This is a genomic window from Sulfuriferula sp. GW1 (assembly GCF_047300855.1).
Classification (GTDB): Bacteria; Pseudomonadota; Gammaproteobacteria; order Burkholderiales; family Sulfuriferulaceae; genus Sulfuriferula.
The window spans coordinates 977709-1000710 of record NZ_CP170197.1 but is presented as its reverse complement, the minus strand read 5'-3'; the positions used below and the strand labels follow the sequence as shown (position 1 = coordinate 1000710).

Below are 23002 nucleotides of genomic sequence, written 5' to 3'. Positions count from 1 at the left end.
CCCATTTCTTCCGGAATCCGCGCAGCTATTTTCCGTACTTCTCGATGAGCCCCGTCGCCAGAAATATCTCGCGCAGGAAACACAACAGACCGGAAATCAGCACCAGCATCGTCAAGATAAACAGCACGGAGATCATGTTGGAGGGATCAAGATTCATCACCGATCCGACAAAAAGTGCCGCAATCACGATACAGATGAGCAGAGCTGACACGGTGCACAAACTGATTGCCCAATGTATCCATCGTGCCCTGTTCAGCAGCGTCGCCATTTCTTTTTCATGCACGGCCCGCTCTTCATCTTTCGAGTTGTTCAACGTCCGAAAGCGATCCACCACGCGCGCAAGCCGGTTGGTAAGTACAGCCAGAATCGCGCCAATACCACTCAACAGAAAGACCGGCCCGACAGCCAGTTGAATGACATGCGCGAGGGTCGTAACACTAGTGATGGTTTGCATAGAAAGAACTCATATTGAAATCATCAGGAACGAACCGAAGAACACTGGACGACGAACATCTTTCGCGCCGCACAATCCAGTTTGAAGGGTAGCATTCTTTGAGGGGACTTTTTAGCACCTGATCATGCGATCAGTCATTCGCGCTATCCCGGCGTTGGCGCAAAATCATGGCAATCCCGCCCAATACCAGCATGCCTCCCGGAATGAACAGGGGTGACAGCCTTTCGCCGAGTATCAGGAAAGCGAATATCCCCGCGAACAACGGAATGAACAGTGAAATCGTTGCCGTCACCACCGCAGGCAGGCGCTTAGACGCAAGCGCGAAACCGATTGTCGGGATCGCCGTGGAAAGCACACCGAGGCCGAGGAACACCAGCACGGATGTGCCATCCAGCGTATCCAGCCCGGCTGGCCCCGACGCCAGACCCGCCATGAGCACCAGGATGGCGCTCCCCGCAGCGAAAGTCAGCAAAGATACGCCGATGATATCCGGCGCGCAGCCGCGCTCGACCAGAATCCGGTATCGGTAGGCATACAGCGCAGTCAACCCCGCTGCACTCAGCGCCAGCGCGTTTCCGATCAGATGACGAAGCGGCGCCGCGTCGGCGAAGGATATTCCTGGAACCAGAACCAAGGTTATTCCGGCAACGGCCAGCACCGCGCCGGCAATTTCAGCACGACCCGGAATGTCGCCCCGCACGCGCCGCAAAGCCAGTACGAAAAGTGGTGGCGTGCTCAGCAGCAACGCGACCTCTGCCACCGGCACCATTTGAAAAGCTGCCGTTGCCAGCAGGTAATAGCCTGCCAGGAGCAGCGCCAGCACATAGGCGGCGGGATGCCGCAGGGCCGACCGGAAACTCCGGCGGCTGCTGCGCGACAGCCCAAGAACGGGAACCACCACGAGCAGCGCGATCAGGAGCCGGCCCGCGGTGACCGTCAGCGCCGGCAGGGAAGGCAGCAGCCGCACGAAAATTCCGGTGAGGCCCCACATCAGGGATGTCAGTCCGGCGGCCAGCAAGGCGTTTCTGTTCATGATTGATGGCACATCCGGAATGCCGGCGGAGTCTATTTGAAAAACCGAATTCTAAACCACGCAGCCCGCGCAGGATGACAATCGTGGGGCAGTTAAGCCATTGGCTGACAGGTCAATACAGGCGATCTCGAGCCGTTTTTTTACTCCATGTGCTCCGTGGTTATCTGGATTTTGCCTTTGATATCAGGCCCAGTAGCCGATTTCCAGCGCCTTGGATTTCAGCTCGTCCTTCAGCCACTGGTCGTCGTCATCCAGGTAGCTCCAGGGTATCTTGCCCTGTGCCCGCATTTCGCGGATGTACGAGCGGTAGCGATAGTGCTGATACACCGACATGACATAGGCGGCATAGGCGCGGGCGAGTTTCTTCTGGCCACGTACGATCACCAGATTTTCGTCATTCTTTTCACTCGCCGGCGCGGAGAAGTTGTGGCTTCCCGTCACGACCACCGGATTATCCGACAGCGGATCGATCACCAGCACCTTGGAATGCACGATCGCGTGGCCGACCTGGGACAGGAAATTCTTGCGGGTGACTTCTGCCAGCCATGGGCCGAGCGCTGTATCGACCCCTTGCGGCTGCACAATGGTATAGCGGTCGGGGGCGAACTTCCTGTCGCTGCTCAACAGCCGGACGTCCAGCACGTTTTTGTCGCTGTCGCCCGCCTCGTTGCCCAGCGTGCTGACCACGCCGCGCACGTACATATCCTTCTCGTTGGCGCGCTTGCCGATGAGGGTGTGCAGCCCCTGTTTCCCCGGCGAGAACATCAGGAACAGGATTGAATCTTTGGCCGAGGAGATGAGTTCGCGCAGCGCATCCATGTCGCGGCCGTCGGAGGTACGCGTGAACCAGACCGTCGTCTGCGCCTTGCCGACCGGGAGCGTGTGGGGCGTGTCGTTGGCATCGACCAGCGTTGCGGGAAATCCGGCCGGATCGAGTTCGGGAGGGGACGCGGCCTGCAGCCTGTCCCATTGCTGGCGGTACAGTTTGGCAATACCCTTGTGCTCGATGAGCAGCGCATTGTTGATCTGCGTACACAGGCCGGTCGTGCTCCAATTGGTGCTCCCGGTCCACACTGCCCGGGGCCCTTTCGCGTCCGACAGCACCGCAAACTTGTTGTGGCCCAGCCCCTTGGACTTGAGCAAGCGGTTGATGGTGGGAATCCCGCCATCGTTCAGGTGTTGGCGCGCCGCCTGGTTGCCATCGCCGGATTTGTCCGAACCATTGGCGAGGATCAGATGCAGGTGCGACTTGAGCGCGATCATGGCATCTTCAAGCTGCGCGTCCCCCAGCTCATACAACGCCGCGTGGAGCTGGGAATCACCGTCTTTTGCATGGCTTAGAATATCGAGAAGCCTGGCACCCAGATCGCCGGCAAGGAACGCGCGGAATTTCGGATCGACATTTTTCTTGAGCTGGGCCTTGAACGCTGCCGGCGTCAGTTTCTTGTCCTTCAGATAACGCGCGACAAATTGCGACAGCACCAGGCCGCGGTTGAAGTAACACGAGAATCCGCCGCCCGCATCCGGGGTGAGTGTTGCCCAGGGCGTCCAGTTGCTCGCGACGCCTTTTTTGTAAGGGCGGCCGCTGCCATCGTCGATCATCGCGGTCACCCGGTAGCGCACTTCGTTACCCACATTGACCGCATGATCCGTCCAGTTGAAGCGCTGAAACGGCCACTTGCTCGAGGGTTCATGATCGCCCGATTTGGGCTTGTCTTTTTTGAATCCCAGGCGGTTTTCGACCTGCACCACTTTTTCGCTTGCTCGTGTCTTGCTCGCCCGCTCCAGCAGGAAGCCGCGGCACCCTGGAATAAATGCGCTGGGCGCCCATGCAACGAACGCATCGTCGCTGTTGGTATAGACAGAAACCTTGATGTTTACGGCCATTATCTTCTCCCCGGAAAACAGAGTGCACCCAACAGCCGCGTACTGTATCTACGCAACATGGAAGCCTCAGCGTACATCCAATCGAAACGGATTGAAATCAGACGAGTCCGCTCAATACCCATCTTGTTAAAGCCAGGTATATGCAAAGGGCAGCGCCTGCGCCCGCGTAAAGCGGCCGCAGGCGCTGTTAAAGATGAATATCTAGTTGCCGGGAACAATAACCGGATCGAAGTGGAATACGTTCTTGCTGGATGGATCTACCGTCACTTTCACCCAATGCACGTTAGGACTGCCGAAAGTCTCAACGCGGGTGAAATTCTTCAGCATATTGGCCTGGCTGAACAGCGGCTTGTCGATTTTGAAGAAATGCGTATCGCCGTGCACCAGCACCACCTGTCCATTGAAAGCCTGGGTCTCTGCGGCCAGGGCGTTCAGGAACGCGGTGTAACCGTTATAGCCTGGCAGCAATCGTTCATTCACCGTTTCCGTCTCCGGCAGATCGAAGCCCGGATCGGCTTGCATGACGACCATCACCCCGGCGGCATGACGCTGCTTTGCGATCTGGAACGATTCCTTCAGCCATGCGATATTGTGTGCATTGCGATCGGCGTATTCGGCGTTATCGGCATCGCAGTCGGCCTGGGTGCGGACGCTTTTCGAGCTCAGGCAATCACCGTCGTTGACCTTGTTATTGTTGCTGCCGGGAATATTCAGCCCCACGAATACCACGCCTTTATGCAACCAGCGCGTGTTTTCACTGTAGGGCGCGGTAACGCTGCCCTGGTGCTCCAAGGCCATCTTGTGCTGGCCGAAGCTCTGTTCCACATTGAACAGCGTGCGGCGAATGAAATCGAGCCGTTCCAGTGCGTTATAACCGCCATTATTCACGCGGTGGCAATCGGTCCATTCATTGTCGCCGGGAACATACACAGTCGGCGCCTTGATCTGGTTGAAGCGCTCGATCGCCTGCTCACCGATCAGCTCATCGGTGCAAATCGAGCTTCCGTCCTTCGTGTCGCCATCAAAGATGGTGAATGCGAGATGCGCCGAATTCATGCTGTGGATCAAAGCCGGTATCTTAGGATCATCACCATTCTTGGCATACGGCATGTCGCCCCATAGCGCGAATTCGAAACGGCCATCGTGGCGATCGTGCTCGCCGCTGTTCGCGTCCGCGGCAGCCATGTTTGCAGCGAGCAGAGCACCCGCGCAAACCCCAATGTTCAACATGCGTAATAAGTTTTTTCCAGACATCATGATGACCTCCCCGTCAGTATCGAAAAATCGGTAAGTTTCAGGAGCGCGGCACATATCGATCAGAAAACCGGACGCGTTCCGCCAGTTACCCTATTCCTCCGAAGTGACAGGGGGATGACATGGATAGCGCACAGGCGAACAGTATGGTGATGTGGAATGTGCAGGCCGAATGATCCGGTTGGGTCGCTTCGGTTGAGAGAGCAGGAAGAAATTCGAGGCTGTACGGCTTGAGTTACGCAGCTGTTCGGGCGGTACAGGTTGGCAGCGTGTTTGCGCAGGCCTCGCCGCCTTCTTCTGCCGGGGATGCGGACGGCGCTTTTGCCGATGGGTATTTGATTTCAAGCCGTGATCAAGAAAATCGCTGCGGTGGCAGCGTCTCGTTGCCCCGTTTGACTGTGAAGCGCGGAAATTATTATTGGGGGGAGGAAAGTTCCTGTTCCTCCCCCAATTCTGCCAAGGGCCGCGGTCTGCAGATGACGTAGCCCTGGGCATGGTCCACGCCAATCTCCTCCAGGGCGTCCAGGCTGGCCGGGCTTTCCGTCCATCCGGCCACGGTCCTGGCCGACATTTCGTGTGCCACCTGGTTGATGGCATCCACCAGCGCCTGCGCAATGCGATCCTGCGCGATGTCCTTGACGAAATTGCCGTCGATCTTGAGGTAATCCATCTGCAGCACGTTCAGGCTGGCAATGGAGAACATGGCGCTGCCAAAATTGTCGAGCGTGGTCCGGCAGCCCAGATTTCTTATCTCCTGGAAGAAATGGGCAGCCTGGGTCAGATTGGCAATGGCTGTTGCCTCGGAAATTTCAAAACCCAGCATGTTCCCCGGAACCTGATTCAGGATCAGTTGCTCCCGGATGAAGTCCAGCATGGCGTGGTCGGCCAGCGAAGCGCCGCTCAGGTTGATCGAATAGATGGCGGCCCGCTGCTCGCTTTCCGGAGGCTGCGCGGCCAGCCAGGAAATGACGCGGCGCACTACCCAGCGGTCGATGGCAGGCATCAGGTTATAGCGTTCGGCGGCGGCCAGGAATGCGTCCGGCGCGATTACCCGGCCGTCTGGCTCCAGCATGCGCAGCAGAATTTCGTAATGGGCGCGCTCCCCGGCATGGGGGACAAGCTCAGCAATCGGCTGACAGAACAACCCGAACCGGTCTTCTTCCAGAGCCTGGGTGATACGCGCCACCCATTGCATTTCACTGTTGCGTTGGGCCAGCTCGACTTCATCGATCTGGTAAACATAGACGCGGTTGCGCCCGTTTCCTTTTGCGGTGTAGCAAGCCGCATCGGCTGCGCGCAGCACGGCGGACAGGCTCTCGCTCGCGGCCGTGACCGGAACCACGCCGATACTGGCCCCGATACTGTGAACTTTGCCTTCCCATACGAATTTGAACTGCTGCACTGCTTGCAGCAACTCTTCGGCAATGCGCATTGCCTGCTCGGGATGGCAGTGCTCCAGCAGCAGGCCGAATTCGTCGCCGCCGAGGCGGGCGAGTGTATCCCGGCTGCGCATCTGATCCAGCAGCATGGCGCTCAGCTGGCGCAACAGCTGGTCGCCTGCGGCGTGGCCGCAGGTATCGTTGATCACCTTGAAACGGTCCAGGTCGAGATAGCACAGGGCGTGCTCGGCGCCATCCGCACGTGCATTTGCCAGGGCGCGTTCCAGACGCTGTTCGAAGTCGCGCCGGTTGATCAGGCCGGTAAGCGCGTCATGGGTTGCTTGGTAGGATAGTTGCTGGGCCAGCTTGCGTTCCTGGGTAACATTGTGGAACACCATCACGACGCCGGTGGTTTTCCCGTGCCGGTCGTGGATAGGCGAGGCCGTATCGGCGACGGCGAGTTCGCTGCCGTCGCGGCGCACCAGAATGCTGTGGTTGGCCAGGCCGACGGCGTGTCCTTCGCGCAGGCAGCGTGCCACCGGACTTTCCGCCGGTTCCCGGGTGGTTTCGTTGATGATGTTGAACACTTGCTGCAGCGGCAGACCTTGCGCTTCTGCGGAGCTCCAGCCGGTAAGCTGTGCCGCAACCGGATTCAGGTATTCGATCCTGCCGGCGGCATCGGTGGTGATGACGGCATCGCCGATGGATTCGAGGGTGACCTGGGCGCGTTCTTTTTCCTGAAACAGCGCCTCTTCCGCCCTTCTGAGTTCGATGACATCCTTGCGCAAGTGCTCATTCGCCCTGGTAAGCGCGTTGGTGCGCTTTTCCACGAGTTCTTCGAGACGGTAGCGATGTTCCTTGAGTTCCTTCTCCACCCGCTTGCTTTCGCTGATGTCCACCAGAATGCCTTGCAGAAACAGCGGATTTCCTGCTTCGTCACGCACCACACTGGCTTCGTCGCGAAACCATACGATGGCGCCATTGCGGGCAAGCAGGCGGTATTCGCAGCGCAGCGGCCTGCCGGTGGCGCGTACGCGGTCGAATTCCTCCACTGCCCGTAATTGGTCATCGGGATGCACATGGCTGCGCAGAGCGCCGACTTCAGCGACCCATTCCTCCGGTAAATAACCCAGTGCCTCGAGCTGCGGGCTCACATAGAGCAGCTTGCCGGGTACATCCAGCGCGGCGGTATAGGTGATGGCGGGAATCTGCTCTACCAGGGAACGGTACTTCGCTTCGGCCTGAGCCAGCTTGTTCTCGGCGTGCTGCTTCTCCTGCAGCACCCGCCGCTCGCGCAGCACGCGCTGGATGACGGCGGGCAACAACTCCAGATATTGACGCTTCACATCCTTGACCAGATAGTCCTGCGCACCGCGCTTCATGGCTTCGACGGCGACCGATGCGGTGTCGGCGCCGGTCAGCATCATCACCGGCACCGGAATTTCACCCAGGTCGTTTCGCAGTTCGGCCAGAAACTCCAGGCCGTTCATGTCGGGCAGATGGAAGTCGAGCAGCACGCAGTCCGGTTTCTGGCCGTGGGCGAGCCGCAACCCCTCCCCGCCTGTTTCGGCCTCGGCGATAACGAATTCGAAGTCAGCGTCCCGTGCGAGCGCGCGGCGGCAGGCCATGCGGTCCACTGCATCGTCTTCGACCACGAGCACGCGGATCTGCGGTTTGCTCATTGCGGAATCTCGCTGATGGTCCAATAGGCATTGATGGTGCGCATGACCTCCACGAACTGCTGATAGGCCACTGGCTTGGCCATGTAACCGGCGACCCCCAGGTTGAAGCTCGCCACCTTGTCCTGCTGTTCCTGCGAGGTGGTCAGCACTATCACCGGGATGGCCTTCAGCGCATCGTCGTGCTTGTCCACCTGCAGAAACTCGATGCCGCCCATGACCGGCATGTTGAGATCGAGCAGAATCAGGCAGGGCTTTTCGTTGTTCGGATCGCGCAGGTAGGCCAGCGCCTCCTCGCCGTTTTCCCGGAGCACCAGGGGGTTGGTGACATGCAGATCCTTCAGCGCGCGTTTCACCGTCATGGCGTCCACTTCGTCGTCTTCCACCAGCAGGATGGATTGATTAGCGAATCTCATGATTAAGTTTTTCCTTTGCTTGAACGAATACCTGTTTTAGTTCGCGGCAGGGTGATGAAAAAGGTGCTGCCTTCCCCCATCCTGGATTCGAGCCAGACCCGGCCGCCGTACATCTCCACGATCTTCTTGACCAGGGAAAGGCCGACGCCGGTGCTTTCCATCTTGTCGCGCGGGGTGAGCGTCTGGAACAATTGAAAGATACGCTCAAAATGCCGCTCTTCAATTCCCGGACCGTTGTCGGCCACGCTGAACTTCCATTCGCTGCCCTCGGCGGCGCAGCCGAGGCGGATTTTGCCGTCGGGTTTGTCCAGGTATTTGATGGCATTGGAAAGCAGGTTCTGGAATACCTGCTGGATGCGGGTCGGTTCAATCACGATGGTGGGTAGCGGGTTTTCGATGGTCACCGCGATGTTCGGCGGAGGCGCGAGCAGGTCGATCACTTCGTGCACCAGCCTGTCGAGATCCACCGGCAGGGCGGTTTCCTTGACCCGGCCCACACGCGAGTACAGCAGGATGCCATCGATCAGGCTGTCCATGCGGCGCACGCGGCTGACCAGAAGACGCATGTGTTCCCTGCCCTCGGCGTCGAACTTGTCGGCGTAATCGGCGGAAAGCCAGTCCGCCAGCGAACCGATGGCGCGCAGCGGCGCCTTGAGGTCGTGGGAGACGACATAGGCGAAGTTTTTGAGCTCTTCGTTGGCACTTTCCAGTTCATGTACCAGGAGCGCCCGTTGCTCTTCCGCGCGCTTGCGCTCGCTGATGTCGCGCACGGTGCCGGCGAACATGCGGCGTTCGCCCAGGCGCGTTTCACCCACCGCCAGATCCATCGGGAAGGTCGTACCGTCCTTGCGCAGCCCTACCACCTCGCGGCCGATGCCAATGATTTTTTTCTCGCCGGTCTGCAGGTAGTGGGCGAGGTAACCGTCGTGCGCTTCGCGGTAGGGCGAGGGCATCAGCATGGAAACATTGCTACCGGCCACCTCGGCTTCGCTGTAGCCGAACATGCGCTCGGCGGCGGCATTAAAACGCTCGATGATGCCGCGTTCGTCAATGGTGACGATGCCGTCCACAGCAATGTCGAAGATGGCCCGCATGCGTGCGTCGCTCTCGCGCAGGGCCTCTTCGGCCTTCCTGCGGCGCGTGATGTCGTGAATCGTCGCCATCACCAGCAGCCCCTGCTCGGTCTTGAGCGGGGAGAGGCTCACGTCCACCGGGAACTCGCTGCCATCCTTGCGCTGGCCGAGAAGATCCATTCCTGTGCCCATGCCACGCGCGCGCGGCTGGGTGAAATAACCCGTGCGCTGGGAACCGTGTGCGTGGCGGAAGCGTTCCGGCAGCAGGATTTCCATCGGCTTTCCAATCAGCTCCTGGCGCGGATAGCCGAACAGCCGCTCGACCGGAGGGTTGGCGAGAATGATCAGGCCTTCCCGGTCGGTGATAATCATTGCATCGGTGGCGGATTCCAGAAGCCACTCGAGGCTTTTGCCTTCTAGAAGATGTTCTGTCACGGGCTGTTGGGTTTTTATAATAATTAGGATTGAAAAAACTATAACACAGCACCCCCGGAACTAAACAAGCATCGGCAAAAGCGGGTGGCTCAAACCCTGGATGGCCGCTTACGAAACTTCGGCCGCCACCCCTTGTCCTAATGTATAGTTAGCCGGACTAAGCGCCCGAAAGGTTTCTGCGGCAGGGGCTGCGGATATCCGCAGCCCCTCATCGAGGCTTTATGCCTCCCGATCTGGCAATGGTTCACTGCACGAGGTAAACATGCTCAGGAAATCGGTCCACAGAAAAAAGCCATCGTCCATCATGCGCTGCCAGATCGGATGACATGATGACGCAACCGACGCAGCACGTGGACATCCCCATCACGCTGAAACAGGCCAATGCGGTATTCAACATGGACCACCTCGCCTTTGCCGGCGACATGCCGGTCGGCATCCATTACATGCAGCTGCTGGCCGAGCGCTACGTGAAGGACGGTACAAAGGGCAAGATCATCGGCGTCTTTCACGGCGACGCCGCCTACATGACCCTCAACGACAAGGCCTACAACGCCTACCGCCACGCCACCACCGGCAACCCCTATAAAAAAGCGATCGCCGAATTGCTGAAACAGGGCGTTCAGATGGAGGAATGCGCCATGTCGATGAAAGCGCACCACTGGATAAACGATGACCTGTTGCCAGGCGTGAAGGTGAACGCGGGAGCGGTGGCACGCCTGATCGAGCTGGTGCAGCAAGGTTACGTTCAGATTCAGCCCTGACCGTTTTGCCAACGCTTCACAGGTTCGCAAGCAGGCATCACTGACGGAAGCCAGCCCATGCAATCTGCGTGGCGCATCATGCTTTGAAATTCCCTTCTGTGGCGCTTCGTCTGAGAAGGTGTGCCGAAGGGGCTGCGCATTGGGGTGGCTGGCTTTTGGGTTAGATTTTCTCGGACAAACAAGAGAAGGAGACTAGCTGCCGAGCTACCTCCGGCGAGCCATGTTCAGGTGATACACGCTACATAGATGCACCAATTAGCTCGGCATGCGTAAATAAAAGACCCGAGCCCGAATTTTTTACTTTCCGCTTTCTTCGAATCCGCGGCCAGGAATTCGTCGAGAATCCCCGGCCGCCAAATGAAGCAAATGGCGACACATAATCCAGGCTGCCCATTGCAACGGGGCGGGTAGCGGCTTATTTACCTGCGACTTTGAGCTCCGAGGTATCCACACTCTTCACGCCATCCACCTTTTGCGCAATGGACTTGACGTGTTCGACCGCTGCCTCGTTTGCCAAAGTGCCTTTGAGCATCACCACTCCGTGACTCGTTTTCACGCTTACATCGAAGCCTTTGGTCAAACTGTTGGCAAGTATCCCGGACTTCACCTTGGTGGTAATCCAGCTGTCCGAAACGACGCGCTTCGTCTTGCGCACGGCATTGCTGCTGCCTGGTGTTTTCAGGGCGTTGTCGACACTTTTCACACCTTCAACCGACTTTGCCTTTTCTTCAGCCAAAGCCTTGGCATCCGAATTACTTGCCGACCCATTCAGTGTCACCACGCCATTGGTGGTAGTGACATCAATTTCAGACTTCTTCAGGCCACTTTCACCCATCAACTTGGCTTTCACCTTTGCGGTAATGACCGTATCGGATATGGCTGCGCCCATACCGTCGCTATGCGCTTGCGGCATCGGCTTATCGCTGGCGACCGCATTGACTGTACCGGCGCCGACCATGCCTGCAATACTCGCAGCCATCAATGTTTTGCAAAATGCTTTTTTACAAACCAGGGTCATATTCATATCAGTTCTCCTTTTTGTCGTACACACGACTTACATTGCGAGTTATTCGCAAACACAGTTTGCATGCAGCATCAGAGATTATCTGTACGGTATGACACATATGCTGCCAATATCATCCCGTCCGCGATGAAAGCGCCGCGAAGGGGTGAGCTAGCGCGCCGTCTTCCGCGCAAGTGCCGGCCACCTGTGGGACGGCAAGATGCTTTCCGTACACCTGTGCCTGCGTTACGGTGTTGTTTTTGGGGTGCGCCATGCCAGCTCGTCTCTGGACAGACGGGCTTCCGGCTGCGCGAGCCCAGACCCAAGCTGAGCCAATCCGGCTCCGTAAAGGTCGCTGCACGCACAACCGGTTCTTCGCCACATTGAGCGGTCTGCTTGCTGCGGTCGGGCGGTGCTGCGCGGATTATGCGGCATTATTTAAGACGCTATGGTTAGCCGACAGACCATCATGGCCCTCATTTTGGTTGAGGTCAGACATGGAAGATTATTGCAACCTTATCCTGCGACGGAGGGAGATTCTGCCCGAATTGCGTCACGCAGAATTAGTCGATGAATCGATATCCAGGTTTTTTATCTCTACCGCTCGAAATTTTTTTTCGGTCGTCAGGTAGTCCCATCGTTCAATCACAGCACTACGATGCTGATCCCCCTGCTTGTTGTAGCGAATCAGGTTCACCGAGTTACCCACTTCATGTCGCACCCGTGATGAAACGGCGGTGCCTGCCTGAATTGCCCATACCTTGCGCGCTAAGTCAGCAAACCGCTCATGCAATGCCAGCACGTAGGGCAGATGGATATGGCCGCCGAGGATGATATCAGCGCCTGCCTGGGCCCATCTGGGTATGGCTTCCAAGCGCCCATGGAGAAGATTGGTTTCATCCTGCGCGCGTGTTACGGCAACCGGTTGATGGGTGACGACAATGCGCAACTGGCTTGGGGCCGCCTGTTCAAGCCGTTGCGCCACACGCTCAATCTGTTCAGTGGACACTTCGCCATCCGTGTGGCGATAAAAACGCGTCGTGTTCAGGGCGATAACGAGTAACTGATCCGATTCGAATACCGGTTCCAGATCGGTCCCGAACTCTGTGCTGTAATTCGCATACGGGTAAAACAAGCGAGCTGCCATATCAAAAAGGGGAATATCGTGGTTGCCGGGAATGGCGAGGGTCACGGCCACTCCCAATCGATCGACAAATGCGCGCGCTGCTCGAAACTGTTTGCGTCGCGCACGCTGGGTGATATCACCCGACAGCACCACCAGATCCGGCGCCTGCTCGTGGGCAAGCCGCACCAATGCCTCGACTACTGGCGCCTGCTCGGTGCCGAAATGCGTATCGGATATTTGTAGCAGCACTGTCATGACTGCTTACTCACAGACAAATCTGGTTCAGGCTTGAGTAAATACAAAAACTCGGGAGCGACACGAAATTCGATCGGTGCCTGCAGCCATACGATCTCGCCATCCGTCGCAATTTTCACGCGGCGGCTACCATAGGGCAGCGCTGGGGTGACGCTGATATGTCTGAAAGCGAAGTGGGAAACGCTGTCGGCCTCGCCGAGCTGCCCGAAAGCGCCACGTATCAGCAGCCACAGCATGGCCAGGGTTCCTACTGGCCGCAAGGATATGGCGGCGAGCTGGCCTTGCTCCAGCAAATATGCCTGAGGGATGCCTATCTGTTCCAATTGCAGCCGGTTATTACCTACGAACAATGTCGGGGTGCGCACCACTCGCGTTTCGCCGCGATATTCGATACGCAGGCGCAATTGCCGGTGTTCGCGCAACAGAGAGATGAATCCCGCCCAGAACGCCACCAGACGGCTGCGTCCGAATTGCTGCTTGTAGGCCTCACGATTTTCAAGCAATTGTGGGTACAAGCCCATACTGGCATTGACCAGAAACACCCGATCATTGACCAGACCTACCTGTACCGGGTGAGCCCGGGCGGTGAGCAACAGCCGCGTGGCTTCAGCCGTGTCGGATGGAATTCCGTGAGTACGGCTGAAATAGTTGAAGGTGCCTTGCGGCAGCACGCCGAACGGACAACCGCTGGGCAGCGTTGCCTGGGCAACTGCATTGAGGGTCCCATCGCCACCCGCCGCAACGACTACGCCTCCCCTGGATTGGGCTTTCTCGACCGTCTCGTGGGCGAGATCGTGCAGCCGTGCGGGGTCTTCGACCATGCTGATATGATGCTCGCGGCCCGCATGCGTCAAAATCTCTTCGATTATGGTGCGTGTTTTTGCAGTGTCATGGTTACCGGAGCCGACATTCAGCACGATGAACAACGGGGCGTTAGGGTCTATCGAGACAGGAATCATGAGTGGAAAAGAGTTCCTCCAGGATTTCAAGTCATGCAGAGGGTTTTCTGAATTTGCACAACCCAGGTGACTGGACATTACGCAACAATTGCGTAGACGGAAAGCGCATTGAATGTTGCAGATCAAGAATACGCCGCTATTGAAGCCCCTCTCATCCCCGCTAATAATTTTAATATTGGCTCATTCCCAGAACTTTGGATGTACGGAAGCGCACGGTATATGTAAATTCAGAGGTCGAAAATAGATAATCATTGGTTCTCCCGGATAAAGGTTGACCAATCATGCTTTCTGGTCAGAAAACGATCTGGCGCGAAGGGCCGGTAATCTGGTTATTTATTTTTGATTTCACAGACTGGAGAAACATCATGCCGTTAAAAAAAGGAACGAGCAAAGCAACCGTCAGCAGCAATGTTAAAACCCTGGTTCATGAGTGGGAAAAAGACGGGAAAATCGGCAACAGCCACCCCGCCAGCAAACAAAAAGCGGTCAAACAGGCTGTTGCGATTTCATTGAAAAAAGCGGGGAAAAGCCGCACCCAGACGCACGCGCACAAGAAGTGACTTCCGGATAATCGAGGGGACTTTCGATAGCAACGGGGCGATGAGCCCGCCCGTTGCCAAATAGGTATACCTCAGAGCTTGATCATTTCATCCGGCTGCATTACTTCCAGTTTGGCTTTCACACCCTGTTTGGTCAGTGCCGCCCTGAATTCGGCCGGTGTGCCGTCCAGTACCGGGAAGGTGCCGTAGTGCATAGGCACGACCATCAGCGGCGCAACCATTTTGGTTGCCAGCGCGGCGCGGTCCGGCCCCATGGTGAAATGGCCGCCAATGCACGCCAGCATCACGTCCACTTTGTGAAAGCGCGGGATGAGCGTCATGTCGTTGAATACATCGGTGTCGCCGGTGTGATAGATCACCGGACCGTTCTTGATGCTGATCAGGAATCCGCCCGGATTGCCGCCCCCGTGGATATCCTTGCCGTTTTCATCCATCACGGTGGAGCTGTGGATGGCCGGAATGAAAGCAACTTTCACATCGCCTCCGAGCAGGGTGAGTTCGCCGCCGAAATTACCCTCGGTATCCATGCCCGCCTGCGCTTTGGGGAATCCGCCGTAGGTGACCAGCGCATTGCCCAGATCAAACGTGCTGACCAGATGCGCGCGGGTTTTTTTGGCAATCGCCACCGCATCGCCGACATGATCGAAATGGCCGTGACTGATCAGGATCAGGTCAACATGCGTAAGCCCCGCCAGATCGGCTTTGCCGTTTTTATTCGCGGGATTGGTAATCCACGGATCAATCAGCAGCACTTTGCCGCTCGGCGTGGTGATCTTGAATGCGGAATGGCCATACCAGGTCAGTTCCGTCTGCCCCGCCCACGCCGCGCTTGCCCCCAGCACCATGCTGAACACAAAAATCACCAGTACTTTGATTGCTTTCATTTTGACATCCCCTTACGTTGGTACACCACAAAATCATAGTTTAGCGCGCTGGCCTCATCGTAGCGCGGATCACGGCTGAACTCTTCCCAATCGGTGCGCTCGAATTGGGGAAACCAGGCATCGCCGGCAAATTCGGCGTGAATTTCGGTCAGATAAAGCCGGTCCGCCAGGGGTAATGCCTGTTCGTAAAGTTGCGCACCACCGATAAAGAATACTTCGGGATCACCCGCACAGGCGGCCACGGCTTCCGGGATGGAGTTCGCTACCAGGCAACCTGCGGGCGCACTGTAAGCGGTGTGCGAAATGATCACTGTGGTGCGCCCCGGCAGGGGGCGCCCGATGGATTCAAAGGTCTTGCGTCCCATCAAGATATGGTGCCCCATGGTGAGCGCCTTGAAATGCTTGAGTTCTTCCGGCAAACGCCACGGCAGCGTATTGTGAATGCCGATAACACGATTTTTCGCCAGCGCGGCGATGAGCGCAATGCGGGGCTTGGGATGCAGCATGTTTTCTCCTGGTTTCGGGCATTATATCCAGCCTGCGGCAGTAAAGAACTGCGCGGAAGAACCGTAATATATAAAATTCAGCCTCAAGATAAGCACTCATGACGATCAAGCAACGACCATGCTGAACCTGATTATTTCTACCATCGCCTTCATCATCGCCGCCTGGTGGCTTAACCGTTACCTGGATGACATGGAAATCGGCAAGGGCATGACGCGCGGCATGCTGGTGTTTGTACTGGCTTCGGTGGTGTCATGGGGAACCGGGTCGGTGGTGGACTGGACCCAGGTCAAAATCGAGGGTCCGCAGCCGCCGTCGCTGGCTTCCGGCGATTTAACGCAAATTCTCAAAGCAGTTCAACAGGCGCAAGCCCCGTCACAGCCATAACGCCTTAAAAGCTCCATTAAAAATTCATAGTTGGGCCCAAAGCCGGGCGTGGAAAAATTCATCGCGCCGCCTATGATTTATATGTCAGCAAGAAATTTTTTCCGCCACATTGCCGTGGCGATGAAATATGAACCTGAAAAAATCAGTCAGCCACAGAGAACACAGAGTTCACAGAGGCCATGGGGTTCGCACGGATGGACGATGCGTCGCCCAACTCGCAAAAACAATTGCTTGCCGTAAATATTGACTTCATCCATCAGGTGAACCGGGAAAAATATGTGGAACCCGCTTCAGCTCTGTGTTGCTCTGTGTTGCTCTGTGATCTCTGTGGCTTGAATTGCGGTTTTTAGGATGAGTTTTTAGACCCTTAACGCGACAGACCCGGAAACAGCGCCAATAAACCGTCTGCCATGAACTGTACCGCCATCGCGGCGAGTATCAGCCCCATCACGCGCGTGGCGATGTTGAGGCCGGCTGTACCGAGGCGTGCGCCGATCGGTTCGGCCAAACGCAATACCAGCCAGACGATCACCCCGACCGCAACGATACCCAGGCTGAACACCAGCTTTTCGGGCCAGCTCCCCGCCTGATGGGCGTCAACAATGGCCAGGCTGATGGCTCCCGGACCCGCCAACAGCGGAATCGCCAGCGGCACCACGGCGATGTCATTCTTGGATTCGGCTTCGGTTTGTTCGGCATCGGTCTGCCGCGCAGGACTGGTTCGAGCGTGAAACATGGCGATCGCAATCAGCAATACCAGCAGTCCGCCTGCGATACGAAACGCCGGCAGGCCGATGCCGAAAAACGACAGCAAAGAATCTCCTACCCACACAGCGAGAATCAGGATCACCGCCACGGCGATGGCGGCTTTGGCGGCAGTGCGGTGCATTTCCTTGGAGCGCCGGTCCGCGGTCAGGCTGAGATAAATCGGGATGGCGCCGAGAGGATTCAGAATGGCGAAAATACCTACCAGGTATTTGATTTGCTCGGCCCAGACGGGTAACAGCGTCATCAGAATCTTTCTTACACCGCCACCGGTGCTTTGATCGCCGGATGCGGGTCGTAGCTTTGCAGTTCGAAATCTTCAAACTTGAAGGCAAACAAGTCGGTGACTGCGGGATTCATCTGCATGGTGGGTAACGGACGCGGTTCGCGCGTGAGTTGCTCGCGGGCTTGATCGAGGTGGTTCGAATACAGATGCGCATCGCCCAGGGCATGCACGAAATCGCCAGGTTTGAGGCCGCTCACCTGCGCCAGCATCATGGTAAGCAGTGCGTAGCTGGCGATGTTGAACGGCACACCGAGGAAGATGTCGGCGCTGCGCTGATAAAGCTGGCAGCTTAATTTTCCGTCGGCAACATAGAACTGGAAAAAAGCGTGGCAGGGTGCCAGCGCCATTTTGTCGAGGTCGGCGACGTTCCACGCAGACACGATAATGCGGCGCGAATCCGGGTTGTGTTTGAGGTCATGCAGCACGCGCGCAATCTGGTCGATATGCCCGCCGTCTGGCTTGGGCCAGTTGCGCCACTGGTGTCCATAAACCGGACCCAGGTCACCGTTCTCGTCGGCCCATTCGTCCCAGATTTTGACGCCGTTTTGCTTCAGGTAACGGATATTGGTGTCGCCCTGCAGGAACCACAACAACTCGTGGATGATGGAGCGCAAATGGCATTTCTTGGTCGTCACCAGCGGAAAACCCTGGCTTAGATCGAAGCGCATCTGGTGGCCGAAAACGGAAAGGGTACCGGTGCCGGTGCGGTCGGATTTTTGAGTGCCGTGCTCCAGCACGTGGCGCATCAGATCAAGGTATTGGCGCATGGTAATTTAGCGTAGCAGGTTAAATAGATTGAATTAGACAATGTATGGATACTTGCGAAACAAGCCCTAGGGATGCGCGCAAACCCGTATTATCCTGCAATTCCGGCAGAAACAGGCAGAACCTGCCTCCATCGCATGCCGCAGGTATTTGACCACCCAACTGCTCACTTGGCGGCTGCAAGCACCCCCCTCAACTCGTCCTCGGGCAGCGCACGGCTGATCAGGTAGCCCTGGACCAGGTCGCATCCGAGTTGCTCCAGTTTAATGCGTTGCGCCGCAGTTTCCACACCCTCTGCCACCACTTCCAGGCCGAGGCCATGCGCCAGGCCGATGATGGCGGACACGATGGCCGAGCTTTGCACATTCTCGACGATATCGGTCACAAAACTGCGATCTATTTTCAGGCTGTTAATAGGCAAGTGGCGCAAATAGCTAAAACTGGAATAACCCGTGCCGAAATCATCCAGCGCAAGCCGTACACCCAGCGCGCTCAGTTCGTTAAGTTTGGCAATGGAGCTGCCCATATCGCCGATCAGCGCTGTTTCCGTGATTTCAAGTTCCAGAAAATTCGCTGGCAAACCACTCGCGGCCAGCGTCTGGCGCACGTGCGCGACCAGGCCTTTGCTGGAAAAATGCAGCGCCGACAAATTGACTGCCACCGTCAGCGGCAAACCCGCGTCGCGCCATGCTACAGCCTGGGCACAGGCAGCGGTGATCGCCCATTCGCCCACGGGTACGATCAGCCCCACCTCCTCCGCCATGGCAATAAAGTCCTTGGGCGAAATCATGCCATATTCAGGATGCTGCCAGCGTAACAGCGATTCGACCGAGCTGATTTCACCGTCATCGAGCCGGTATTTTGGCTGGTAGTGCAACACCAGTTCATGACGTTCCAGGGCGCGATGCAGGGAAGCCTCCAGCATCAAGCGGTGCGATGCCTGCTCGAACATGCCCGAGCTGTAATAGCTGATGCATTCACTGTCATTGCTACTGCCCCGATTGAGCGCGGTGGCCGCGTTGCGCAACAGACTTTCGGCATCGCTACCGTCGGACGGATAGAAAGTCACGCCGGCACAGGCCTTGATAAAGACTTCTCTACCCTCTACATTGAACGGGCTCTGGAACGTTTCGATCAGCTGCTGAACTCTGCGCGCAGCCTCGCCTGGATAAATCAGATTGGACAGGATAACCAGAAACTTGTCGCTATCCGGTCGCGCCAGGGTGTCTTCGCCATGGATCAGCGGCTTCAGGCGCTGCGCAACCTGCTGCAATACCTGATTCCCCCCCGCGTGACCGAGATTGTCATTGACCGCCTTGAAACGTTTGAGATTGAGTTGTACCACGCCGACCAGACGGTGGCGGCGTTCGGCCTCGTTGAGAGCGGAACGCAAACGATCCACTGCCAGTACCTGATTGGGGAGATCAGTCAGGCTGTCATGCGTGGCCAGATGGGCAAGTGCGGCTTCCTGCTGTTTGCGTTCTGTAATATCGTAGGCGGTGCCCAGACCGGCCTGCCTGCCTTCATAAACAATCACTCCGGCAGTGAAATCCAGCCAGCGGGTTTCACCGGTGCGAGTCTGGATCGGAAATTCATAGCGACTTGGCACCTCTTGCCCGGACATTCTGGCCTCAGCACGCGCATGCACCAATTCCCGATAATCCGGATGCACCAGCTGCCAGGACGGCATATTGCGTAATTCCGCCGCGCTGTAACCGCTGATTCTCTCGGCTTCCGGGTTTGCATAAACAATGTAATCGCCCTGATAGATAAAAATCGCCGCAGCCGTGGTTTCAGTCAGTGTACGAAACTTCACTTCACTGGCCTGCAGCGTCTCACGTGCGGCTTGATGCCGGAGTACTTCGCTGCGCAGTTGCTCGGTACTGGTACTGATGATCCGCTCCAGCTCGGCCTGGCTTTGACGGCGGCGAACTGCATGCACCCGGATCAGATATGCTATGGAGAGCAGCGTGGCCAGCACTAACAAAGCATTGATCTGTATTGTCATCAACAACACGCGTCGCGACCGGTTGCGCTGTTCCTGAAATTGCTGGAGCCGCAATCGCTGCACGCTCTGGAATGACCTCAGATCACGCGCTATATTGACCCTCTGTGTTTGCCCTGCATCCGTCTGCGCCTGGGCTAGCGGCCTGGCATCGGCTGTGCCGGGAAATGCATGCAGCTCGGAAATATATGACCATACATGCTGGCGCAGCTGAATAATCTGGCCATAGCCTTCCGGAGTGGTGTGCATCAACAGGCCAAGCTCTCTGAGCTCGCTTTCTGCTTCTCGAATATCCTGCTGATACCGGTTGAGCGTTTGTGCGCTGGCATCGTTCAGATATGCTGCATGATCAACCTCGGCCTGCTGCAGTTGCGACCAGAGATGTTCGCTGTAATACAGGGCACGATAGGTTGTATTCACCTGTGATTCGGCCACCAGGTTGTTCTGGTTGCCACGATAAAGCAGCCATGCCGTCACCAGCGCCAGGCCAGCCAGGACCAGGACTATCCGCACAAGCCAGACGCTTTTTTCCATTTATTTTGGCATTTGATTTTGAAGATTGGCGCCGATGCCAGCGGCCATTTGCAGCCATTGAGCGGCGAGATCCGGGGGCAAGTATATGGCCAGGGTATCGCCAAACAATGCCAGCCAACGTTCGAAAACTACTGGCGTCAGACCCAGCGTCCGGTGCCGGCCCAGCATGTCGAACTGTCGCGGCTGCGCCACTATGCCGCCCATCGCTACCCACCAGAAATCAGCGATGAGCGCCTCATGCTCAGAAAGATCGGTGATGCCGTCAAAATATCCATGCAACACCGGGTCCGTCCGCAGCTTGGCATAGAACGCGTGCACCACCTGATCGACACGGGCACGGCCGATTTTCGCGCACAGCGGTTCAAGTTTGCGCCGGTAAGAAGATACGCCATTCGGCATCGATCAATCCTTGCAATGGTTGGTATTGGCTCTTGTAGGCCATCTTGCGGCTGGCTTCGATCCAGTAGCCCAGATATACATAGGGCAGGCCGAGGTTGCGCGCCAGTTCGATTTGCCACAATACGCTATATACACCAAGGCTGCGCTGTGACAGATCCGGATCAAAAAACGTGTAAACGGCAGACAGCCCGTCCTCGACCTGATCAATCACGCTGACCATGCGCAACACCCCGGCTTCACGGAATTCCACCAGATAAGTATCCACGTTGCTTTGCAGCAAAAAGTGCGCGTACTGGTCGCGGTCGTCGTGATCCATGCCGCCGCCCGCATGCCGAGATGCCTGGTAACGTTGGTACAACTTGTAGTGCTCAGCATCAAAAAACGGGCGCCGCGGCTCCGCCACCAGATCCGCATTGCGCTTGCCGGTACGGCGCTGGGTACGGCTCGGGGTGAATTCATTTACTACCACGCGCACCGGTATGCATGCCTGGCAGCTGGCGCATTGCGGACGGTAGGTGAACAAGCCGCTGCGCCGGAAGCCGGATTGAATCAACTGGCTGTATGCCATGTCATCCACCAGATGCGCAGGCGTCACGACTTGCGAACGCGCCGTTTGCTCCGCCAGGTAACTGCACGGATACGGCGAAGTCAGGTAAAACTGCAACCGCGCGAACGGCAGGTCATTCAATAAGGTCATGGTCGAAGCGCCAGGGAGTGAGCACTGCCGGCAAGTTTATCAAGTTATTCAGCTGCGCGAGAAAATCTGCACGGGGAATTTCGCGTGCGCCAAAGCGCGCCAGATGCGGCGTGTTCATCTGGCAATCGATCACTCCAAAGTCCCAGCGTTGTAATTGGCGCACCAGATGTACAAAAGCGATTTTCGAAGCATCCGGCACCAGCGTGAACATGGATTCACCGTAAAATGCCCGTCCCAGCGCAATGCCGTACAAACCGCCCGCCAGCCTGCCGTCAATCCAGGTCTCGATGCTGTGCGCCACACCCATCTGGTGCAGGCGCGTATACGCGGCGATCATTTCCGCACTGATCCAGGTACCGCTCTGCCCCGCGCGCGGTTTGGAACATCCTGCAATCACTTCTGCAAAAACGGTATCCACACGAATCTCATAGTGGCGCTTGCGCAGCACCTTGGCGAGCGAACGCTGCACCACCAGCTCCTGCGGAAACAGCACCATGCGCGGGTCCGGACTCCACCATAGAATGGGATCACCGGGGTTGTACCAGGGGAAAATGCCGCGCGAATAAGCATCCACCAGACGCGCCGGGGACAGGACGCCCCCCGCAGCCAATAACCCGTCCGGGTCACGCAGCGCCTTGCATACGGCCGGAAAATCCTCATCGTCACTAAGCCAGGTCAACATGAGTGAATTCTATCCTGCTGCATACATTTACTACAGCACGCAACACCTGTTTCACATTGCCTCCCAGCTTGTTCGTCAATTCATTCATTGACAACAATCTTACAATGCGTTGACAATTTAACCATGTCAGTAGTATGGTTAAACACAGATACAAAATATTCTGATTTGTTAATAAACGGAATTTTAAGTATCCATGACCATAACCCTCAACTCAGGAGAGGCACCATGAAACGCACCGCACTGATACTTGCCTTCGCTACCGCATCGGTCACCCATTTCGCCCAGGCTGCGGACGGTAACTGGCTGGTAAGGGTTCGCGCTATCCAGATAGATCCTTCCGCCCATTCATCACCGGTGGCTGGGGTAGACGTGGATTCCCAGATAGTTCCGGAACTGGATTTCACCTATTTCTTCAGCAAACATCTCGCCACCGAACTGATTCTGGGAACCGCGCGCCATAAAGTAACGCTCAATGGCGTCAGCCTCGGCAAAGTCAATCACCTCCCACCCACACTGACCCTGCAGTGGCATTTTTCCCCGGACAGCAAAATCAGGCCTTACGTGGGTGCGGGCGTCAATTACACACGTTTCTATAACGTGGACCTGACCGGTCTGGATGTAGACAGGAACAGTTTTGGCGGCGCATTGCAAGCCGGCGTGGACATTGCCGTTACCGACAACAGCTATATCAACCTGGATGTGAAAAAAATCTATATCAGCACCAAGGTAAAAACGACCGCAGGCGCGTACGTCACCGATCTGGACATCAATCCGGTAATCATCGGTGTCGGTTACGGCTGGCGCTTCTAGTCAACTGACC

Annotated in this window: 22 protein-coding genes; 4 read left to right on the top strand and 18 right to left on the bottom strand. The window is 56.9% G+C overall.

Going from position 1 to position 23002, the window contains the following annotated elements:
* Nucleotides 1–25 precede the first annotated feature (25 nt).
* From ACFDAU_RS05035 to ACFDAU_RS05005, 7 genes are all read right to left on the bottom strand, one after another.
* Nucleotides 26–454: a DUF2721 domain-containing protein gene (locus tag ACFDAU_RS05035; RefSeq protein WP_413438919.1), complete on the bottom strand. Its 429-nt coding sequence runs from the start codon at nucleotides 452–454 to the stop codon at nucleotides 26–28.
* Nucleotides 455–584: 130 nt separating this feature from the next.
* Nucleotides 585–1487 (bottom strand): DMT family transporter, encoded by a 903-nt coding sequence (locus ACFDAU_RS05030; RefSeq protein ID WP_413438918.1) that lies wholly within the window; start codon nucleotides 1485–1487, stop codon nucleotides 585–587.
* 183 nt (nucleotides 1488–1670) lie between these two features.
* Nucleotides 1671–3374 (bottom strand): phospholipase D-like domain-containing protein, encoded by a 1704-nt coding sequence (locus ACFDAU_RS05025; protein WP_413438917.1) that lies wholly within the window; start codon nucleotides 3372–3374, stop codon nucleotides 1671–1673.
* Between the two features lie 201 nt (nucleotides 3375–3575).
* The gene (locus ACFDAU_RS05020) at nucleotides 3576–4604 is read right to left on the bottom strand and encodes a hypothetical protein (protein ID WP_413438916.1); all 1029 of its coding nucleotides are present in this window, start codon (nucleotides 4602–4604) and stop codon (nucleotides 3576–3578) included.
* Between the two features lie 439 nt (nucleotides 4605–5043).
* Entirely contained in the window at nucleotides 5044–7689 is a 2646-nt protein-coding gene (locus ACFDAU_RS05015; protein WP_413438915.1) for an EAL domain-containing protein, read from the bottom strand.
* Complete coding sequence (locus tag ACFDAU_RS05010; RefSeq protein ID WP_413438914.1) at nucleotides 7686–8102, bottom strand: response regulator; 417 nt, start codon at nucleotides 8100–8102, stop codon at nucleotides 7686–7688. Before ACFDAU_RS05010 ends, ACFDAU_RS05015 begins: the two co-directional genes overlap by 4 nt.
* A 2-nt stretch (nucleotides 8103–8104) precedes the next feature.
* Entirely contained in the window at nucleotides 8105–9610 is a 1506-nt protein-coding gene (locus tag ACFDAU_RS05005) for a sensor histidine kinase (protein WP_413438913.1), read from the bottom strand.
* Between the two features lie 326 nt (nucleotides 9611–9936).
* Here ACFDAU_RS05005 and ACFDAU_RS05000 point away from each other — a divergent pair, with 326 nt between their 5' ends.
* Nucleotides 9937–10371, top strand: a complete 435-nt coding sequence (locus tag ACFDAU_RS05000; RefSeq protein ID WP_413438912.1) for a DsrE family protein — start codon at nucleotides 9937–9939, stop codon at nucleotides 10369–10371.
* Nucleotides 10372–10786: 415 nt separating this feature from the next.
* Here ACFDAU_RS05000 and ACFDAU_RS04995 read toward each other — a convergent pair whose 3' ends face one another.
* The 3 genes from ACFDAU_RS04995 to ACFDAU_RS04985 form a co-directional block, all read right to left on the bottom strand.
* Entirely contained in the window at nucleotides 10787–11395 is a 609-nt protein-coding gene (locus ACFDAU_RS04995; protein ID WP_413438911.1) for a BON domain-containing protein, read from the bottom strand.
* Between the two features lie 532 nt (nucleotides 11396–11927).
* Nucleotides 11928–12755 (bottom strand): metallophosphoesterase family protein, encoded by an 828-nt coding sequence (locus ACFDAU_RS04990; RefSeq protein WP_413438910.1) that lies wholly within the window; start codon nucleotides 12753–12755, stop codon nucleotides 11928–11930.
* Nucleotides 12752–13714: a diacylglycerol/lipid kinase family protein gene (locus ACFDAU_RS04985; RefSeq protein WP_413438909.1), complete on the bottom strand. Its 963-nt coding sequence runs from the start codon at nucleotides 13712–13714 to the stop codon at nucleotides 12752–12754. Before ACFDAU_RS04985 ends, ACFDAU_RS04990 begins: the two co-directional genes overlap by 4 nt.
* A 281-nt stretch (nucleotides 13715–13995) precedes the next feature.
* Here ACFDAU_RS04985 and ACFDAU_RS04980 point away from each other — a divergent pair, with 281 nt between their 5' ends.
* Nucleotides 13996–14274 carry a hypothetical protein gene (locus ACFDAU_RS04980; RefSeq protein WP_413438908.1) on the top strand — a complete coding sequence of 93 codons (279 nt, stop codon included), beginning with the start codon at nucleotides 13996–13998 and terminating at the stop codon, nucleotides 14272–14274.
* 71 nt (nucleotides 14275–14345) lie between these two features.
* On the opposite strand, the gene ACFDAU_RS04975 is transcribed toward ACFDAU_RS04980, so the two are convergent.
* The gene (locus ACFDAU_RS04975) at nucleotides 14346–15158 is read right to left on the bottom strand and encodes a metal-dependent hydrolase (protein ID WP_413438907.1); all 813 of its coding nucleotides are present in this window, start codon (nucleotides 15156–15158) and stop codon (nucleotides 14346–14348) included.
* Nucleotides 15155–15664, bottom strand: a complete 510-nt coding sequence (locus ACFDAU_RS04970) for a dihydrofolate reductase (protein WP_413438906.1) — start codon at nucleotides 15662–15664, stop codon at nucleotides 15155–15157. The genes ACFDAU_RS04975 and ACFDAU_RS04970 overlap by 4 nt, the downstream gene beginning before the upstream one ends.
* Before the next feature lie 118 nt (nucleotides 15665–15782).
* Here ACFDAU_RS04970 and ACFDAU_RS04965 point away from each other — a divergent pair, with 118 nt between their 5' ends.
* A complete protein-coding gene (locus ACFDAU_RS04965) occupies nucleotides 15783–16049 on the top strand; it encodes a hypothetical protein (RefSeq protein WP_413438905.1) in 267 nt (88 codons plus the stop codon).
* Nucleotides 16050–16416: 367 nt separating this feature from the next.
* On the opposite strand, the gene ACFDAU_RS04960 is transcribed toward ACFDAU_RS04965, so the two are convergent.
* The 6 genes from ACFDAU_RS04960 to aat form a co-directional block, all read right to left on the bottom strand.
* Nucleotides 16417–17061: a MarC family protein gene (locus tag ACFDAU_RS04960; protein WP_413438904.1), complete on the bottom strand. Its 645-nt coding sequence runs from the start codon at nucleotides 17059–17061 to the stop codon at nucleotides 16417–16419.
* 11 nt (nucleotides 17062–17072) lie between these two features.
* Nucleotides 17073–17867 (bottom strand): thymidylate synthase, encoded by a 795-nt coding sequence (locus ACFDAU_RS04955; RefSeq protein WP_413438903.1) that lies wholly within the window; start codon nucleotides 17865–17867, stop codon nucleotides 17073–17075.
* A 164-nt stretch (nucleotides 17868–18031) separates the two neighbouring features.
* On the bottom strand, nucleotides 18032–20404 hold the full coding sequence (locus ACFDAU_RS04950; protein WP_413438902.1) for a putative bifunctional diguanylate cyclase/phosphodiesterase: 2373 nt from the start codon (nucleotides 20402–20404) through the stop codon (nucleotides 18032–18034).
* Nucleotides 20405–20803 (bottom strand): truncated hemoglobin, encoded by a 399-nt coding sequence (locus ACFDAU_RS04945; protein ID WP_413438901.1) that lies wholly within the window; start codon nucleotides 20801–20803, stop codon nucleotides 20405–20407.
* A complete protein-coding gene (locus tag ACFDAU_RS04940; protein WP_413438900.1) occupies nucleotides 20766–21500 on the bottom strand; it encodes an arginyltransferase in 735 nt (244 codons plus the stop codon). Before ACFDAU_RS04940 ends, ACFDAU_RS04945 begins: the two co-directional genes overlap by 38 nt.
* Entirely contained in the window at nucleotides 21484–22182 is a 699-nt protein-coding gene (aat, locus tag ACFDAU_RS04935; RefSeq protein WP_413438899.1) for a leucyl/phenylalanyl-tRNA--protein transferase, read from the bottom strand. The genes ACFDAU_RS04940 and aat overlap by 17 nt, the downstream gene beginning before the upstream one ends.
* A 225-nt stretch (nucleotides 22183–22407) precedes the next feature.
* Here aat and ACFDAU_RS04930 point away from each other — a divergent pair, with 225 nt between their 5' ends.
* Entirely contained in the window at nucleotides 22408–22992 is a 585-nt protein-coding gene (locus ACFDAU_RS04930) for an OmpW/AlkL family protein (protein WP_413438898.1), read from the top strand.
* The last annotated feature ends 10 nt before the right edge of the window (nucleotides 22993–23002 follow it).

Excerpts from the sequence above, each read along its gene's own strand:
- ACFDAU_RS05035 (WP_413438919.1), bottom strand. The coding sequence starts at position 454 with ATGCAAACCATCACTAGTGTTACGACCCTCGCGCATGTCATTCAACTG.
- ACFDAU_RS04945 (WP_413438901.1), bottom strand. The coding sequence starts at position 20,803 with ATGCCGAATGGCGTATCTTCTTACCGGCGCAAACTTGAACCGCTGTGC.
- ACFDAU_RS04985 (WP_413438909.1), bottom strand. The coding sequence starts at position 13,714 with ATGATTCCTGTCTCGATAGACCCTAACGCCCCGTTGTTCATCGTGCTG.
- ACFDAU_RS05025 (WP_413438917.1), bottom strand. The coding sequence starts at position 3,374 with ATGGCCGTAAACATCAAGGTTTCTGTCTATACCAACAGCGACGATGCG.
- ACFDAU_RS04930 (WP_413438898.1), top strand. The coding sequence starts at position 22,408 with ATGAAACGCACCGCACTGATACTTGCCTTCGCTACCGCATCGGTCACC.
- ACFDAU_RS05030 (WP_413438918.1), bottom strand. The coding sequence starts at position 1,487 with ATGAACAGAAACGCCTTGCTGGCCGCCGGACTGACATCCCTGATGTGG.
- aat (WP_413438899.1), bottom strand. The coding sequence starts at position 22,182 with ATGTTGACCTGGCTTAGTGACGATGAGGATTTTCCGGCCGTATGCAAG.
- ACFDAU_RS04955 (WP_413438903.1), bottom strand. The coding sequence starts at position 17,867 with ATGCGCCAATACCTTGATCTGATGCGCCACGTGCTGGAGCACGGCACT.
- ACFDAU_RS04940 (WP_413438900.1), bottom strand. The coding sequence starts at position 21,500 with ATGACCTTATTGAATGACCTGCCGTTCGCGCGGTTGCAGTTTTACCTG.
- ACFDAU_RS04995 (WP_413438911.1), bottom strand. The coding sequence starts at position 11,395 with ATGAATATGACCCTGGTTTGTAAAAAAGCATTTTGCAAAACATTGATG.
- ACFDAU_RS04950 (WP_413438902.1), bottom strand. The coding sequence starts at position 20,404 with ATGGAAAAAAGCGTCTGGCTTGTGCGGATAGTCCTGGTCCTGGCTGGC.
- ACFDAU_RS04975 (WP_413438907.1), bottom strand. The coding sequence starts at position 15,158 with ATGAAAGCAATCAAAGTACTGGTGATTTTTGTGTTCAGCATGGTGCTG.
- ACFDAU_RS04965 (WP_413438905.1), top strand. The coding sequence starts at position 15,783 with ATGCTGAACCTGATTATTTCTACCATCGCCTTCATCATCGCCGCCTGG.
- ACFDAU_RS05020 (WP_413438916.1), bottom strand. The coding sequence starts at position 4,604 with ATGTTGAACATTGGGGTTTGCGCGGGTGCTCTGCTCGCTGCAAACATG.
- ACFDAU_RS04990 (WP_413438910.1), bottom strand. The coding sequence starts at position 12,755 with ATGACAGTGCTGCTACAAATATCCGATACGCATTTCGGCACCGAGCAG.
- ACFDAU_RS05010 (WP_413438914.1), bottom strand. The coding sequence starts at position 8,102 with ATGAGATTCGCTAATCAATCCATCCTGCTGGTGGAAGACGACGAAGTG.
- ACFDAU_RS04970 (WP_413438906.1), bottom strand. The coding sequence starts at position 15,664 with ATGCTGCATCCCAAGCCCCGCATTGCGCTCATCGCCGCGCTGGCGAAA.
- ACFDAU_RS05000 (WP_413438912.1), top strand. The coding sequence starts at position 9,937 with ATGATGACGCAACCGACGCAGCACGTGGACATCCCCATCACGCTGAAA.
- ACFDAU_RS05015 (WP_413438915.1), bottom strand. The coding sequence starts at position 7,689 with ATGAGCAAACCGCAGATCCGCGTGCTCGTGGTCGAAGACGATGCAGTG.
- ACFDAU_RS04980 (WP_413438908.1), top strand. The coding sequence starts at position 13,996 with ATGCTTTCTGGTCAGAAAACGATCTGGCGCGAAGGGCCGGTAATCTGG.
- ACFDAU_RS04960 (WP_413438904.1), bottom strand. The coding sequence starts at position 17,061 with ATGACGCTGTTACCCGTCTGGGCCGAGCAAATCAAATACCTGGTAGGT.